Source organism: Chryseobacterium sp. BIGb0232 (genome assembly GCF_024810195.1).
GTDB classification, from domain to species: domain Bacteria; phylum Bacteroidota; class Bacteroidia; order Flavobacteriales; family Weeksellaceae; genus Chryseobacterium; species Chryseobacterium pennae.
In genome coordinates, this window is the sequence record NZ_JANUEH010000020.1 from 1 (window position 1) to 16,697 (window position 16,697).

11 protein-coding genes are annotated in these 16,697 nt (G+C 36.5%); 5 read left to right on the top strand and 6 right to left on the bottom strand.

Translation table 11 applies throughout. The features are described 5' to 3' along the window. Window positions 1–308 precede the first annotated feature (308 nt). Window positions 309–3,143, top strand: a complete 2,835-nt coding sequence (gene polA / locus M2372_RS25415; RefSeq protein ID WP_123321779.1) for a DNA polymerase I — start codon at window positions 309–311, stop codon at window positions 3,141–3,143. Window positions 3,144–3,214: 71 nt separating this feature from the next. Here polA and M2372_RS25420 read toward each other — a convergent pair whose 3' ends face one another. The 3 genes from M2372_RS25420 to M2372_RS25430 form a co-directional block, all read right to left on the bottom strand. Next, window positions 3,215–3,502 (bottom strand): hypothetical protein, encoded by a 288-nt coding sequence (locus tag M2372_RS25420; RefSeq protein ID WP_148060828.1) that lies wholly within the window; start codon window positions 3,500–3,502, stop codon window positions 3,215–3,217. A gap of 230 nt (window positions 3,503–3,732) precedes the next feature. After that, window positions 3,733–4,482 carry a protein phosphatase 2C domain-containing protein gene (locus M2372_RS25425; RefSeq protein WP_123321781.1) on the bottom strand — a complete coding sequence of 250 codons (750 nt, stop codon included), beginning with the start codon at window positions 4,480–4,482 and terminating at the stop codon, window positions 3,733–3,735. 410 nt (window positions 4,483–4,892) lie between these two features. Then, window positions 4,893–5,291 carry an immunity 22 family protein gene (locus M2372_RS25430; RefSeq protein WP_066692735.1) on the bottom strand — a complete coding sequence of 133 codons (399 nt, stop codon included), beginning with the start codon at window positions 5,289–5,291 and terminating at the stop codon, window positions 4,893–4,895. Window positions 5,292–5,539: 248 nt separating this feature from the next. Here M2372_RS25430 and M2372_RS25435 point away from each other — a divergent pair, with 248 nt between their 5' ends. Next, window positions 5,540–6,187: an MgtC/SapB family protein gene (locus M2372_RS25435; RefSeq protein ID WP_123321782.1), complete on the top strand. Its 648-nt coding sequence runs from the start codon at window positions 5,540–5,542 to the stop codon at window positions 6,185–6,187. Between the two features lie 36 nt (window positions 6,188–6,223). Here M2372_RS25435 and M2372_RS25440 read toward each other — a convergent pair whose 3' ends face one another. Beyond that, window positions 6,224–6,709, bottom strand: a complete 486-nt coding sequence (locus M2372_RS25440) for a copper resistance protein NlpE (RefSeq protein ID WP_228455816.1) — start codon at window positions 6,707–6,709, stop codon at window positions 6,224–6,226. A gap of 255 nt (window positions 6,710–6,964) precedes the next feature. On the opposite strand from M2372_RS25440, the gene M2372_RS25445 reads away from it, so the two are divergent. The 3 genes from M2372_RS25445 (at window position 6,965) to M2372_RS25455 (ending at window position 11,246) form a co-directional block, all read left to right on the top strand. Further along, a complete protein-coding gene (locus M2372_RS25445; RefSeq protein ID WP_115973965.1) occupies window positions 6,965–9,103 on the top strand; it encodes a S46 family peptidase in 2,139 nt (712 codons plus the stop codon). 68 nt (window positions 9,104–9,171) lie between these two features. After that, on the top strand, window positions 9,172–10,173 hold the full coding sequence (locus M2372_RS25450; RefSeq protein WP_123321783.1) for a polysaccharide deacetylase family protein: 1,002 nt from the start codon (window positions 9,172–9,174) through the stop codon (window positions 10,171–10,173). Beyond that, window positions 10,170–11,246: a GNAT family N-acetyltransferase gene (locus M2372_RS25455; RefSeq protein WP_123321784.1), complete on the top strand. Its 1,077-nt coding sequence runs from the start codon at window positions 10,170–10,172 to the stop codon at window positions 11,244–11,246. The genes M2372_RS25450 and M2372_RS25455 overlap by 4 nt, the downstream gene beginning before the upstream one ends. Before the next feature lie 78 nt (window positions 11,247–11,324). Here M2372_RS25455 and M2372_RS25460 read toward each other — a convergent pair whose 3' ends face one another. After that, window positions 11,325–14,192, bottom strand: a complete 2,868-nt coding sequence (locus M2372_RS25460) for a pitrilysin family protein (protein WP_123321787.1) — start codon at window positions 14,190–14,192, stop codon at window positions 11,325–11,327. 333 nt (window positions 14,193–14,525) lie between these two features. Continuing rightward, complete coding sequence (locus tag M2372_RS25465; RefSeq protein ID WP_123321785.1) at window positions 14,526–16,355, bottom strand: acyltransferase family protein; 1,830 nt, start codon at window positions 16,353–16,355, stop codon at window positions 14,526–14,528. Between the last annotated feature and the right edge of the window lie 342 nt (window positions 16,356–16,697).

The window sequence follows — 16,697 nt, forward strand, 5'->3', positions numbered from 1 at the left end:
GGACGTAGGCCCTTGATATTTTCAAAATCTTTCACAGTACAAATTTAATCTTATTTCAAAACCACTACAAGATGAGCCTCTGGAGGGGTGTCAAATTGAAGATTTGACGGGGTGGTTCAAATAAACATCAACACTTCTACAGTTGTCAAACAAGTCGATAACAAATTGGCACTGACTATCAGATTAGACAAGCAAAGCTAATTGACCAATCTTTTTCCGTCACGAATCAGGTCTTCCGGATCCCGAATCCCATCCCAAAACTAGCAAATTATCCTCCTATTTTCTTATATTTGTTCATTATAGATACTATGGACGCAACACAAGATAAAAGGCTGTTTCTCATCGATGCTTATGCGATGATTTTCAGAGGATATTACGCACTGATCAGGAATCCGAGATTAACCAGTACTGGTTTGGATACCTCTGCCATCTTTGGATTTACCAACTCTTTAATCGAATTGATCAGAAGAGAAAGACCCTCTCATTTAGCGGTGGTTTTTGATGTAGGAAGAGCAAGCGTAAGAACTGAAGATTTTGCTGATTATAAAGCTAACAGAAGTGAAACTCCGGAAGCTATTAAAATTGCTGTTCCATATATTCACAGGATTCTCGAAGGAATGCACATTCCAATTCTGGGTGTTGAAGGGTATGAAGCAGATGATGTAATAGGTACCATTGCCTGCAAAGCGGAAAAAGAAGGATATACCACGTTTATGGTAACACCGGATAAAGACTTTGCACAGCTGGTTACCGATAAAATCAAAATTTATAAGCCAGGGCTAAAAGGCGGTGATATAGAAATTTTGGGCGTAGACGAAGTGAAAGCCAAATATGAGATCGAAGACCCAAAACAGGTGATTGATTATCTGGCGATGATGGGTGATGCGGTAGATAATATCCCGGGACTGGAAGGAGTCGGGGAGAAAACGGCAATGAAGTTCCTTAAAGAATTTGGAAGCATTGAAAATCTATTGGCCAATACCGATAAGCTGAAAGGGAAACTGAAGGAAAAAGTGGAAGCCTCTGCAGAACGTGGAATTTTATCTAAAAAACTGGCAACCATTATCTGTGATGTTCCTGTAGAATTCCATCAGGAACAATATGATCTGGAAACTCCCGATTTTGAAAAAGTAAAAGAAGTCTTTGAAGAAATTGAGTTCCGAAGACTATATGAAAACCTATACAGAGCTTTTGCTCCGGCAGCTACAGAAACAGTTGTAGTAAGTGAAGTGGAAGTAAAGCAGACTCCGGCAGGAGCAGAAGTCAAAGGACAGGTGATGCAACTTGACCTTTTTGCCAATTTTGAAGAGCTGGATCAGGCGACTTCTACAAAATCCTCTATTGAGCATAACGATCATCTCTATCAGTTTGTTGATAATCCAAAAGCTCAGAAAAAACTGGTAGACAATCTTTTGAAACAGAGAACGGTTTGCTTTGATACAGAAACCACATCTCTGAATGAGCTGGAAGCAGAACTGGTAGGAATGAGTTTTTCCTATAAAAAAGGACTGGCCTACTATATTCCTTTATCCGAAAACAGAGAAGAAGTATTACAAACCCTGGAAATCTTCAGACCGTTTTTTGAGAAAGAAGATCTGTTGAAAATTGCCCACAATTTAAAATTTGATTATAAAATATTAAAGCAGTACCACATCACTGTGAAAGGAGCGATGTTCGATACGATGATTGCCCATTACCTGTTGAATCCTGACGGAAGACACGGTATGGATTATCTTTCTGAAGTATATCTGAATTATAAACCAGTCTCCATTGAAACCATTATCGGGAAAAAAGGGAAAAAACAAGGAACATTCAGGGATGCTGACCTTAGAACACAGACAGATTATGCTGCGGAAGATGCTGACGTAACCTTCCAGCTGTATGAATTGTTTGCTCCACAACTGAAAAAAGAAAACCTTGAAGACCTTTTCTTCAATATTGAAATGCCTTTGATGGAAGTTTTAGCGAAAATGGAACTTGCAGGAATTTCTTTAGATGAAAAATGGCTGGCACAGGAAAGTATTGATCTTGAAAATGACCTGAGAAATTTAGAAAAAACGATTTTTGAACTTTCAGAAGAAGAATTCAACATGAATTCACCAAAGCAGCTTGGAGAAATCCTGTTTGAAAAAATGCAGCTTGATCCAAAAGCTAAAAAGACAAAAACTGGACAGTATGCCACTTCAGAAGATGTACTTCAAAAACTGGCTTCAAAGCATGAGATCATCAAGCATATCCTTGAATACAGAACCTATCAGAAATTAAAATCAACCTATGTAGATGCATTGCCATCTCAGATTGATAAACTAGATAACAGAGTCCATACCAATTTCTCTCAGACTACAGCAGCAACAGGCCGTCTGGCAAGTGTAAATCCGAATCTTCAGAATATTCCGATCAGAACCTTGAGAGGACAGCAGATCCGTGGAGCCTTTGTTTCAGGAGAAGGAAAGAAGATCATCTCTGCCGATTACTCACAAATTGAACTTCGTCTTATCGCTGAAATTTCAGGAGAAGACAATATGATTAAAGCATTCCAGGACGGAGAAGATATTCACGCCTCTACAGCTGCTAAACTCTTTAAAATTCCTTTGGAAGAGGTTTCAAAGACACAAAGAAGCCAAGCGAAGACGGTAAACTTCGGAATCATTTATGGGCAGGGAGCTTTTGCACTGGCAGAACAAACCGGATTATCCCGTACAGAAGCCAAGCAGATGATTGAAGCTTATTTTGAGACCTATCCGAAATTGAAGGAGTATATGGCAGAACAGGTAAATAAAGCCCGTCAGATGGGATATGTTGAAACCATTCTGGGAAGAAAACGTCATTTAAAAGACATCAATTCCAATAATTTTGTAGTAAGAGGCCACGCAGAAAGAAATGCAGTGAATGCTCCGGTACAGGGAAGTGCAGCCGATGTTGTAAAGTTGGCTATGATTAAAATAGACCGTGAGCTGGAAGAACAGCAGTTAAAAACAAAAATGCTGCTTCAGGTACATGACGAATTGGTATTCGAAGCTCCGGCAGATGAAATTGAAGCCGCTTCAAAACTGATCAGAACTGAAATGGAAAATGCCTTGAAGACACAGGTTCCGCTATTGGTAGAAATTGGAGTAGGAGATAATTGGCTGGAAGCTCATTAAGAATCTGAAATTACTTAATAATAAACATAAAAACTTCTGCTTACGGGCGGAAGTTTTTTATTTTTATATATCTATCTCCTTCTTGATGATGCACTTCGGGTATGTGGTCTGACATACGTTCCGTCTTTTCTGTGATATCCCTTCACACTTACACTACCACCTGATGAACTTGTGCTACTAGAACTATAATTGTATGTTGATGTGGTCGTAGGAGTTTTTACTGGAGTATAAGGAGTATAATTGCTGTATGAAGTATAAACAGGATTATATGCCCATCCAGAGTAATTGTTCCATTTTATTTTCTTGTAATTCTTTTTATTGAGCTGAGTTGATAAGAATACTTCAGTGTTTTTTGGCACTGTAGTTAGAATATTAGTGGAATCCGAAGAACCATAAATTGTAGCATCTTCAGTCAATAAAACAGTGTAGTAGTTAGTAGAACATGATACTGTGGTTACACAAATTATCAAAAAGAAGAATAAATTAAAAATACGTTTCATGATGTTATTTTATGTTTTCAAATCTATCACGTATTTTTATAACTCCTTTACGGAAACCCGTACTCCAAAATAATTAAAGAAACCCGGTGTTACAATTGAGAAGAATTATCTTTTATTAATCTTACTATAGCTAAATCATCTGTTGGCTTCATTCCATAGCGATGTTCAAGTGCTTTAATCTTTTTGTTGAGCATTTCGTCAGTATCACTATTTGATTGATCTATCATCAGATATTCAATACAGTTTACACTTTCAGAATCAGCTTTTTTGATCTTTGAAAAACTAAGAATTCCATCAGTAGCAATAGAAATATCCTCCAATTTTTCAAAAAATACCTTTTGAATCTGGTTGATGTACCAATTCTCAAAATTTGCATTAAGGTGATATGCGAAATAATCAGGTTTATTATCACGATCAAATTCGGTTATTTGTCCATTGATGCAAATAACTCCATCACCAATAGATAAAATAACCCCTTTGTTGTCTGTAGCATCATAAAGTAAAATGATAAGAGTTGTTAATAGCTCCTTCTCATCCAGCATCAGATGCTTTTTTAGAAATGTAATTTCATCGAACAGTCTTTTTATGATTTCCTTAAGTTGTTCATCAATACCAGATTGAATATTTTTGTCATACAACTCTCTATATCCTGTTTCGATGATGATCTTACGAAGTGTTTTACCAACTAAGGTAGAGGCAAAATGACTTTCCATAGCAGTAGAACATCCGTCCATTACTGCACATATAATTTTATTAGAGTTTATTTTTTTGATCAGAAGATGATCTTCACAATGATTGGTATGATAATCACCGATTTGTAAAGAGGAATATATATTCATGAATTCGTTGAAAGATATTGTTATTTCACCAAAAAAACAATTTCCCTTACATCAATGTAATGACTTTCCCTGTTTATTATATTCCCAGCCAAGTTCAATGGCCTCAGTAATGTTGGATTCGATGAGACTAGGTGTGATTTCCATAGATTCTCTTCCATAAGATTAAGACCTACATAATCCCACATTTATTAATAGAATTTGACCTTCGCTCTCATGCTGAACAGGGATTTCATATTCAACATCATGTCTTTCATTGTGTGAGATCTTCTTTCTTATTTTCCAATAAAATACTTCGTCAATGACGATGATCTTTCTAAGTCCCTTTTTTGCGATAGCCATGATGTGTTGAGAGAAAAACCTGACTATAAGAAAAATATACAGCCAGGTATTCTAAATTTCTATAGTAGTATTTAAACGTCAAATTCAATTTCGCCAATATAATACAGTTTGTTTTCTTCTCCATCCACAGAAACAGGATTAGGAATAACAAATCTGCTGGCAAAAACAATGGCATTTACAGGAGTATCCAGGCTTAGATCATTAAGCTTTTGCTCCAGAACCGGAAGCCATTGGTCTGCATATGAATATTCTGAGAACTTTTCAACCAATCCCAGTCTTTCATCTTCAAAACCATATTCTATAAAGTCGTCATCGAACCATTTGATGTTCTGGGACTCTGCAAATTTTGAAACATACTGATCATCATTTTCCTCTTCCAGATAATAATTTTCATCCTCTTCCACAAAAGCATAAAATTCTTCTTCATTTTTAAAATACCCCAGCCAGAAGTGAGAAATTTCTTTGTCCATAATGTATTGTTTGTTGTATTGTTTATTATAATTGTTTAGAATGTATTTTCCAGGTTGTCGAAACTTTCGAACTCTCTTTTTTGATTGAAAAAACAGGGTTGAGACTTGCTTTTTCAATTTGAACTGTAATATTACAAAAGTTTTCCGTTACATTCTGTTTTTTGAAGCATACTACACAAAGTCCCAACATCAAAAATAGTTCCGTAAAAATTTTTATTGTAAATTTATTCTATTGTTAAATTTTGAAAATGGAATTTCTACAGGACCATTATGTCGTTACGAATGAGTTGTTATTGATCTTTATTTCAGTGATTCTGGGATTACTGATTGGTGCAGAACGTGAGTATCGCAATAAATCTGCAGGGCTGCGTACTTTTATCCTCGTTTGCTTTGGAGCCTGTTTATTTACCATCCTCTCGATTAAAATAGGTGTCGCAAATCCTGATCGTCTGGCCGCAAATATAATTACCGGAATCGGATTTTTAGGGGCAGGCGTCATATTTAAAGGTGAGAATAAAATTGAAGGAATTACAACAGCCACTACCATTTGGGCAACAGCTTCCATAGGGATGGCCGTAGGTTCAGGATATGTCTATTTTTCCCTTCTGGGAACAGCTTTGGTGCTTATTATTCTGAGTGCATTAACTTATCTGCAGAGTTTTATAGATAATTACAACAAGATCAGGGAGTATAAAGTAGGAGTAACGAATTCAGCGGATTTAAAACATTGCGAAGAACTTTTTAAAAAACACCATTTAAAGTATGTACTGATCAAACAGCAATATACACAAGGGAATATCACTGCAACCTGGAGGCTGACAGGTAAGAATACGCATCATGAAGAATTGATAAAAGATTTAGTTGATGATGTAAAGATTATAGCCTATCAGTTCTAATATAAAGCAAAAAAATAAAGGCTTCTGCCTTTATTTTTATTTTTTCTTGAATACATACAGATCCTTGTTCGGTCCTTCAATTTCTTTTCCGTCCATATCCAGTTGAATAAGTATATTTTCGCCCACTTTATATTTATAGTTTGCTGTTTTCCCTTTCAGAGTAATTACACTTCCTGTAGTATCCCATGTGAAAGATCCTTTATCTTCATTCTTCGATTTTCTTTCAAGGTATTCTTCAGTAAGGCTGAAAGTTTTATCATTGTTCAGCGTTAATGAAGTCTTGATTCCCGGGCAGTCAGCACACGGGACCACTGCTTCATAAGTACCGTTCCAATCCAAAGCATTTTCAGAAGTATCACCTTGTGCACTTGTTACAGGATGAGCTGTACTGTCAGTAGCTGTTGTTTGAACAGCAGCAGAATCTGTAGCCAAATTTTTAGTATCCACAGTTTCTTTTTTAGAACAGGAAGCAAGAAATAAAGCTGCTCCGATTCCCAGGATAAGTGTTTGGTTTTTCATCATAATAATTTTGTTAAATATGTTTTTATTAAACTGACAGACTTTAAACAAAAATTGAGCCAAGGGAGAGGAAACAGTCAAGTCGCTTCGCTTGTCAGTTTTTTATAGCCAACAATAATTCAACCTTTATTTTTACTTATCAGTTTTTGTGAAAATGAGAGGTAATTCACAGTTCAAATTGATTGTTGATTTTTTTTACCCTCGTTTTATGGGTACTATTCCTATTTTTCTTCGTAAATTCGGGCAAAATTTTTGATTATGACAAAAAAGATACTTTTATCCGTATTTCTTTTGCCGGCTGCAATGGCATTTGCACAACAATATGGTGGAATGTGGATTCCTACAGAGCTGAATGAAAAGGAAATGAAGGATTTGGGAATGAAAATTTCTGCCAAAGATATTTTCAATCCACAAAAGCCGAGCATAAAGGATGCTGTAGTACAGTTTAACGGTGGATGTACCGCGGAAATCATCTCTCCTAAGGGATTGTTATTGACTAACCACCACTGTGGATTTGGTCAGATTCAGGCACATTCTACGGTTCAGAATGACCTTCTGTCAAATGGTTTCTGGGCTAAAAACATGAACGGCGAGCTTCCTAACCCAGGAGTAAAAGTAGATTTTATTGTAGATATAAAAGATGTTAGCTTCCAGATTATGGAAGGAACAGATAATCTTACAGAACCTGAACTTACCAAAAAGATCAATAACAATATTGAGGTTTACAAAAACTCTCAGAAAATTGAATCTTACCAATCGATTATGATCAAGCCAATGTACTATGGAAACAAGTACTATGCTTATACGATTGAAACTTATAAAGACATCCGTCTTGTAGGAGCACCACCTCAAAGCATCGGAAAATTCGGAAGCGATACCGATAACTGGGTTTGGCCAAGACATACCGGCGATTTCTCCATGTTCAGAATTTATGCAGACAAAGACAACAAGCCTGCAGAGTATTCAAAAGACAATGTACCTTACGTTCCGAAACATTATTTACCGGTTTCTATCAAGGATAAGAATGAAAATGATTTCACATTTGTATTCGGGTTCCCGGGAAGAACTACAGAATATCTTCCGGCAGTAGGCGTAGAAAAGATCATGAAAGATATTGATCCTGCAAGAATTGCTGTACGTGATGTAGCTTTAAAAACATTGGACGAAAAAATGCGTGCTGATAATGAAACACGTATTAAATATGCTTCCAAATATGCTTCTGTAGCCAATTACTGGAAAAAATGGATCGGTGAAGTGGAAGGATTAAAAAAATCCGGAGCTGTAGAGAAAAAAGTAATGTATGAAGGGTCTTTAGTTGCTAGAAATCCTGAAGTTAAAACAACTTTAGATCAGCTGAACAAACTTTATAACGAGCAGGCTCCTTATGCATTAAATAATGCATATTATACAGAAGTAGTAAGAAATGCTGAGACTTTGAAGCTGGCAGGTGATTATTATGATTTTATTGCTGCTGTAGAAGCAGGAAGAATGGATGAGAAAGAACTTACCAGAATAAAAAATAAGCTTACTTCTTTCTATAAAGATTACAGTGCAGAGCTTGATGCTAAAGTAACGGCAAAACTATTGGCTTTATACAATAATAAAACCGCACCACAGTTTTTACCGGTAGGTTTCAACAAGTATAAGGATGAAAATGCAAATATCTCTTTAGTGGAAGATATGTCGAAAAACTCTATCATTACAGGTAGAACGGCTGTAAACGGTGGAACACTGACTGCAGATATCGATAAAGCATTCTCTAATCAGGATAAGCTGATCAAAACGTTGAAGAAAGATCCAATCTATCAGCTTTATGTTTCTATGAAGGAAACTTACATGAAAACAGCAGATCCACAATATTCCACGCTTCAGGCAAAAATTGATGCATTGCAGAAGAAATTCATGGCTCAGCAGATGGAAACTGATAAAGACAGAAAATTCTTTCCGGATGCTAATTCAACGCTTCGTGTAACTTACGGTAAAATAAAAGGTTCTACACCAAGAGATGCCGTTTCTTATGGTTATCAGACTCACCTTGCCGGAGTAATGGAGAAATATGTTCCTGGAGATTATGAATTTGATGTTCCTAAGAAACTGATCGAGCTTTACAATAAGAAAGACTTCGGAATCTATAAAGATAAAACAGGTGATGTTCCTGTAGGATTTACAGCAACCAACCATACAACAGGAGGAAACTCGGGAAGCCCGACACTTGATGCGAACGGAAACCTGATCGGTCTTAACTTCGACAGACAGTGGGAGGGAACAATGAGTGATATCAATTTCGATCCACGTTTCAGCAGAAACATTATGGTAGATACAAAATATATCCTTTTCATCGTTGATAAATTTGCAGATGCCAGATGGATTGTTGATGAAATGAAGGTGATAAAATAATTTTAAAAGTTATACCTTTAAAGAATCTATTCGAATTTAATTTTGAATAGATTCTTTTTATTTTTAGGATGAAGGACAGGCTCATTAATCTATTGACAGCTTTTGAAACAGATCATATCGGAAAAACATTTCCGCTGAATTACTGTTTACCTTTATATCACTGTGTTTCCGATGAGAATCTTCCCCATATTAAGCATGTAATTGAATACAAGAATTCTAAAGATTTTGAAAAGGATATCGATGATCTTTCAAAACATTTTCAATGGGTAAACTGGCAGGAATTCAAAGATTTTACTTCAGGAAATTTCAAAGCTCAGAAAAAGATTGCTTTACTTACCTTTGATGATGGATTCAGAGAATTTTATGATATTGTAGCACCTGTATTGGAACGGAAAGGAATTTATGCCTGCAATTTCATAAACCCGGCTTTTATAGATAATAAGGAGATCATGTTCAGATGTAAAGCCAGCCTTCTTATAGATGCAATTGGAAATAAAACAACTATAAATCGTGAAGTATACACTGTTTTGTCTCTTAATAGTAATGCTGCCATTGAAATTGTAAAGAACAAAATCTTAAAGATTACCTATCAGGAGAAAAATATGCTGGATCTCCTTGCTGAAAAGCTTGAATTTGATTTTAAATCTTATATAAAGGAATACAGACCTTATTTGAGTACAGAGGAATTAAAACATCTTACCCATAAAGGTTTTGGAATATCTTCCCACGGCTGGGATCATCCAAAATACGGAGATCTGTCTTTGGAAGAACAAACGAAGTCCATAGATAAAACCTTTGCTTATTTAAAGGAAAATAATTTTCTGTATGAGAGTTTTGCATTCCCTTTCACTGATTTTGGAGTGAAGAATGACTTCTTTGAAGAGTTGTTTAAAAATGAGGAAATGTACTGTACCTTTGGAACAGCAGGGATAAAACTGGACAGCGTAAAGAGAAACTTCCAGAGAATCCCAATGGAAACAGGTGAGAGTGCAGAAAAAATTCTGAAAAGAGAAATTGCTTACTTCAAGGTGAAAAAGCTGATTAATAAAAACACCATCGTAAGAAAATGATACAGCTGAAGACATTCAATAAAAAAGAACTGGAAGAGTTCGTATCATCCGGTGCATTCAGGCAGTATGATTTTCTGCCTATTACCAAGCATCGGGCAATCTCTCAAATCAATAATCCCAGAGCAACAGAGGACCATACACTCCTTATTTTGGCTTTATATGAAGGGAAATTGGCCGGATATGTAGGATGTTTCCCTGATTATTTTGTTGTTGAAGGACAAAAAGTAGAGTACGCCTGGCTGAGTACACTCTATGTGAATCCGGAATTTCAGAAAAAAAGACCTGCTAAAAAACTATTGAAAAAGGTTTTTGAAGAATACGGAGGACGAATTGCCATAACGGAATTCACCAAAGAGGCTGAAGCATTGTATATCATTATGGGTGTTTTTGAGGATGTATTCCCAAAAGACGGAAAGAGATATTACTTTAGAACAGATGCCACAGGGATGATTCCTGAAAAAAAGCCTAAAACAAGAATAGGGAAACCACTTTTCTATGTTTTGGATACAGTCGCCAATTCCTTAATCTCATTGAAGAACCTTGGAGTAGAAGAACCAAAATTTAAATATGAAATCCTTGATCGTGCAGATCAGGAAAGCATAGATTTTGTGGCTGGATTTTCCGAAAACCGGAGCGCAGAGGAAATCAATACCTTTATAGATCATCCCTGGATTCTGGAAGGTAAAAAAGAGGAGAAGTATTTCTTTTCAAGCTTTGCCGGGGTTTTTAAATACTTTTGGATAAAAATTTACGATGACAGCAATAAACTTGCTGGTTGCCTTTTGCTTCAGCTCAGAGATGGTTATCTTAAAATACCTTATTTTTTTTCAAAAACAAATGATGAAAGAATTGTAGCTTTCTTAAGCTATTTCGTCATTTTGAATAAAGTAAAAGGATTTACCTGTTACCACACCGGCCTCAATGAGGCAATACAACAGTCTAAGGTCTTTCCGAAAATCTATGAACGTGGTTTCAGACGGGAATATCTTTTTCATAAACAATTACTGGAGGAACTTCCGGAGCAATTCAACCCACATTTTCAGGATGGAGACGGAGATTGTATGATGACGTAAAGGAATGATGAATGCATGGTTTGGTTAAGAATATAATAAAAGCCGCTTGATATTTATATCGAGCGGCTTTTTAGTTTTTTAATGTCCGAAAATGTCCTTCAGACTTACTTCTGTAAAAGTTCCCATTTTACTTACAGCTTCCATATTCAGGTTTTCCTTTTTACCGATAATGGCGGTATTAAAATGTACGGACTGAATTTCCGATTGATAAAACTGTCTGATATCTTCAAATTTCAGCTCCCGGATCTGTTCAAAGATATCCTTTCTGAAATCATGGTAAATACCCAGTTTCTTTAGCCTTAAAGTATTAAAGAATATATTAATTCTCGTTACTCTGGTGGAAGCAATCTGCTTTAAAGCTGCATTTTTGGCATTTTCAAACTGTATGGTCACTTCAGGAAGTTCATTCATCAGTTCGTCCATCGTATCCACAGCGATCATCAGTTTATCCGGCTGTGTCCCGATATAAGTGCTTACATAATCAGGGTGGTTCAGTTCAGCATTGGCAGAATAGGAAACATAGGCAGAATAGGCAAGACTTTTACTCTCCCGGATCTCCTGGAAAACAATTGAAGACAATCCTCTTCCGAAATATTCATTAAAGACATTCACCTTTCCAAAATAAGCAGGATTCACCGTATTTCCTTTACCAACCTTGCTCATTTCCATCTGAACCATATCATAATCGATAAAATAGACATTTCCTCCGGTAGCAGGCTCAGGATATTGTTTCGGTTCAGGAATCTGAAGGCTTTCGGCTTCTGTGTATTCACCAATATATCCTTTAAATGCCTCAAAGTCTTTTCCATAAAAGAAAATCTGATAAGGATATTTGAACAATCGTTTCATACGGTCTGTGAATACTTCAGGCTTGGTGTTTTCGAGTTCTTCCTTAGAGATAACATCCGTAAAACGTGAAGTATTTCCTAATTTAGTATAATTAGTAAGGGCAGTCATGATACGGTTCTTATCTTTTTTAATAGCCTGGCGGTTTTCCAGAACAGTTCCTACAAATTGATTATAGATCTCCTGATCAGGCTGTACGCGATACATCCATTGCTGAAGAAGTAAAATCCCTTTTTCAATATTTTCCTCCAATCCGCTTAGAGAGATCAATAACTGATTATTAGATGTTTTAAAATCATTGCTGACTCCGATTTTGAAAAACTCCTTTTTCAGATCCTCAGGAGAAAGTTCATTTGTCCCTAAATACTGAAGCAGCTGAGTGGAAATTCCCAGATCTCTGTCATGATCACTTCCAAAAGGGAAAACAAAATAAACCTGGGCAATATCGTTGTACTTATTTTTTACAAAACTCAGTTTTTTCCCCTTGATCTCACCGCTCAAAATCTCCTTTTCGTAATCGATGAATTCTGGCTTGATATCTTCAGTTTTTTCAGATAATATTTCCTTCAGAAACTCAGATTGTGCATCACGGTTGATCTTAATAGGGGTAATGCCCGGATTTTCAACTCTGATTAATTTATCATTAACTCCTTTTTCTTTATTTACAACTACATAATTGTCCTTGAAGAATGTATTGGCAAAGGTGATAACGTCTTCTTTAGTAAAACCTGCATATTCATCCATTTCATTCAGCTCCTGTTCCCAGCTTCTTCCTTTTATATAAATATCATATAGAGTAGTAGCCAGGCCTTCTGCTGTTTCAAGGCCTTTCATTCTTTGAAGCTTGAAGTCATTGATGATAGCCGGAAGAATCCAGTCAGGAAAATCCCCCTTCTTGATAAGTTCTATTTCTTCCAGGACCATATTCGTTGCTTCTTGCAGGGTTTGGGTCTCCTTCGGAACTGCAACAATGGAAAAATAACCATATTCTTTTAATCCTACGGAGAATGCCTGTGCCCAAAGCATTTTCTGAGTCTGATTGATATGAAGGTCCAATAAGCCGGCTTCCCCTCTGTTGCTCAGAATATTTACAACAATATCGGCAAGCATGGCTTCCCTGGTTCCATAGCTGTCTGTTCTCCATGCCAATTGAGCCCGTGGAGTAGTGGGGCTTTTTACGGTAGTTTCAACGATTCCGGTAATAGGTTGCTCAATAATCGGAGTCTTTTTCGGAAGTTCTCTGTAGGGAATGGTCCCAAAATATTGATCTACCAATTGAATCGTTGCTTCAAAATCAAGATCACCAACCAATACCATGGCGTAATTATTAGGAACATAGTATTCCTCAAAATACTTATGAATAGCCTTCATAGAAGGATTTTTCAGATGCTCGGGTCTTCCCAGAGTAGTTTGCTGCCCGTTAGGATGAGTAGGGAAAAGAGCTGCCATCAGTTCATAGTTGACCAGCCTCGAGTCATTATCCTGTGCCCTGTTGAATTCCTCATATACAGACTCAAGTTCTGTATGAAAAAGACGGAGAACAATCTCAGAGAATCTTTCTTTTTCAATTTTCAGCCATTTTTCCAGTTCATTATTCGGAATATTGTTTTTATAAACCGTTTCATCGAACCAGGTATGAGCATTGGTTCCTGTAGCTCCTAAAGAAGAGATTGCTTTATCATACTCATTGGCAATAGCATATTGGCTTGCTTCCTGGGAGATTTCATCTATCTTTTTATAAATTTCTTTTTTCTTTTCAGGATCCTGCTCAGCTTTATGGCTTTCATAAAGTGCGGAGATCTGGTCAAGAAGTTCCTTTTCCTTTTCCCAGCTTTGGGTTCCTATTTTGGAAGTTCCTTTGAACATCATGTGTTCAAGATAATGAGCCAGACCGGTATTATCTGCCGGATCATTATTACTCCCTGTTCTTACCGGAATAAAAGTCTGTATCCTTGGCGCATCAAAATTCTGGGCAAGGAAAACCTTAAGGCCATTCTTCAATGTATAGATTCTTACTTTATTCTTGTCGTGGGTTACCGTGGTATATTCGTAGTGGTTTGTATCTGTATGAACCGTTTCTTGATATTTTCTGTCTGTCATATATGAATTCATTTCATCCTCTTATAATAAGAATGTAGTACAAATGTAAGCAATCAAAAAAAATGTACCCCGATTTTTATGACTATTACATCTATGATCATAGTTGAAAGCCTATATAACAAGGGAAAATAAGTACATCCTGTTATGAAAATTGCAGGATTTTATAAAAGAATGTGAATTTGGACTGAGAAAGTTGAAATTCAAAACTGAAGCTGTAGAGTAATGTTGGAAACTATGTTATTATTAAAATCACAATAAAGCCACCTTAAAAAATGATAGTAGGCACTATTGATGACCTCTATAATCTCCATCTTCAAGGCTCATTCAATCATTTTATTTTTCTTCATTAAGAATAGGAGTAAAGAAAGACATAAAATCTTTTTCCAGATCTTTAGCCAGAGAAACGGAGCCGTACACATTCAGATGTGATCTGTTATAATACATTAAAGTATCTTTATAGAAAGGAGCCGTTTCAAATACCTTACTTTTTGACAGATCATAGAAATAGATGTTGTGATGGGATGCGGCAAGCTTTTGCAGAGCTGATCTGTTTTCTTTATTTATCGTAACGACAAACTTTCTGGAAGTTCTTTTAATATAATCCCTGTTAATTTTTATAGGATCACGGTCAACAGTAGGATAAGTTTCAAAAACAACCAATTTTTGATCATGTTTTAAATTGCGGGCTATTTTTTCTACAGTCTCATATACCGAGGGAGGACTTATGAACGTAGAGCAGTTAATCATGATGATCTTGTTCTGACTGATGTTTTGTTCTGTAAATGGTGCGAGTTGCTGGGCGGCATCATAGAATTTCATTCCGTAAGACGGAATTTCATCTCTCTTGATACCATGCAAAGCAATAATACCGTCACTCGTTACTGTAGTAAAGGAAAAATGGTTTCTTAGCCCAATATAATTTAAGAAAGGCTTGATAGTCAAAGCGTGGCTGTCTCCTATCAGTAGTATTTTAGGGCTTTTAGCAGCTCTGTCCCCGAAAAACTCTGTCTTTTTCTGATTATGCGAATCCACTCCAAAAGTTGGGGAAGTATAGATATCCGGGATCTTATAGATCTCCGCAACCTTAGGAAGAAATAAAGTAAGAAGACCTAGCAATACAGAGCCTGAAACAGCATACCGTAAAAATACAGGGCTATTTTTCTTCCTGAAATAATTTTCAATAAAGCGGTAAGAAACCCATGCCATGAGACCAGTAAGTATACAAATGAAAATAACTTCTGGAGTGCTCAGAGAATATTCATCATTATAATATCGGATGTACGCAATCAATGGCCAATGCCACAGATAGAGAGAATAAGAAAGCTCACCTATATAACGGGGAATCTTCTTAGCAAAAAAATCAGATACAAAATTACTGCCTGTAACTAATAAATTGGCGGTAGCAATGGTTGGGATTAGAGCTGTGGCTCCAGGGAAAGGAGTATTCTTATCCATCAGAAAAGCAGATAAGATCAATATTCCCAGGCTAAGAGTGGTGATAATGTTATTATTCGTTCTGCTGAAATTCATTTTACCCTTTAAAGTAACACTATATAATGAGCCAATTAGAAACTCTGGAATCCGGGCAGGAAGTGAAAAATATTTGATCGATGTATCATGGCTGAGGTACATTGAAATATTAGCATATGCCGTTAAAGCAACAATAGGCAGGATGATCACAATCGGTAGAAATCTTTTCCTGATAAATATAATAATCAGGGGAAGCAGAAGGTAGAACTGCATTTCTACGGCAAGAGACCATGTATGTAGAAACGGGTTATCCTCCAGTCTGGCTCCGAAATAAGAATCTCCTCGTGCGAACAGTAAGTTGGAAACAAATAATAACGAAGCTCCTACAGATTTTTGAAAACCCCAGAAATCCCGGTCCAGATAAATAAAAAAGCCTGCAGAAGCTATAATGATAAGCAGAAAAAGATAGGCCGGGAATATTCTCTTTAGACGCTTCAGGTAAAAGTTATAAAAACTGAAATCAGACTTTTCCTTTTCTCCTACAATAATCGATGTCATTAGAAAACCTGAAATGACAAAGAAAACATCCACTCCGATAAAACCACCGGGCAGCCAGTTATAATTTAAATGAAAAATGAAAACTAATAAAAAAGCAAGACCTCTTATCCCCTGTATGTCATTTCTAAACTGCATTCAATGATTTTTAGTTATGTTGGGCAAAAGTAATAAAAATGTATTGAGTTAGGAGCTATCTCCCGCTATCCACTCATACTCCTCGCGCCACACACTCCTACACCCAAACCCTTCTACGCTCCAACCCATACTGTGGGGTAACCGTTTCTATCGGGGCTAGGGTAGGGTACCACTTTATAAATGGTGATAGATAATAAATAATAGATTGGCATCAATTAATAGCATTACCTATTATCCATAAGTGATGGCTTCTATCATTCCCATCCTTTGGAGCTCATCTTGTAGGGGTTTTATAATTCTGCACCTTTTTTCAGGTAATAAAAACGCTGCATTGTTTGTGCT

Excerpts from the sequence above, each read along its gene's own strand:
- polA (WP_123321779.1), top strand. The coding sequence starts at position 309 with ATGGACGCAACACAAGATAAAAGGCTGTTTCTCATCGATGCTTATGCG.
- M2372_RS25425 (WP_123321781.1), bottom strand. The coding sequence starts at position 4,482 with ATGAATATATATTCCTCTTTACAAATCGGTGATTATCATACCAATCAT.
- M2372_RS25430 (WP_066692735.1), bottom strand. The coding sequence starts at position 5,291 with ATGGACAAAGAAATTTCTCACTTCTGGCTGGGGTATTTTAAAAATGAA.
- M2372_RS25435 (WP_123321782.1), top strand. The coding sequence starts at position 5,540 with ATGGAATTTCTACAGGACCATTATGTCGTTACGAATGAGTTGTTATTG.
- M2372_RS25440 (WP_228455816.1), bottom strand. The coding sequence starts at position 6,709 with ATGATGAAAAACCAAACACTTATCCTGGGAATCGGAGCAGCTTTATTT.
- M2372_RS25445 (WP_115973965.1), top strand. The coding sequence starts at position 6,965 with ATGACAAAAAAGATACTTTTATCCGTATTTCTTTTGCCGGCTGCAATG.
- M2372_RS25450 (WP_123321783.1), top strand. The coding sequence starts at position 9,172 with ATGAAGGACAGGCTCATTAATCTATTGACAGCTTTTGAAACAGATCAT.
- M2372_RS25455 (WP_123321784.1), top strand. The coding sequence starts at position 10,170 with ATGATACAGCTGAAGACATTCAATAAAAAAGAACTGGAAGAGTTCGTA.
- M2372_RS25460 (WP_123321787.1), bottom strand. The coding sequence starts at position 14,192 with ATGACAGACAGAAAATATCAAGAAACGGTTCATACAGATACAAACCAC.
- M2372_RS25465 (WP_123321785.1), bottom strand. The coding sequence starts at position 16,355 with ATGCAGTTTAGAAATGACATACAGGGGATAAGAGGTCTTGCTTTTTTA.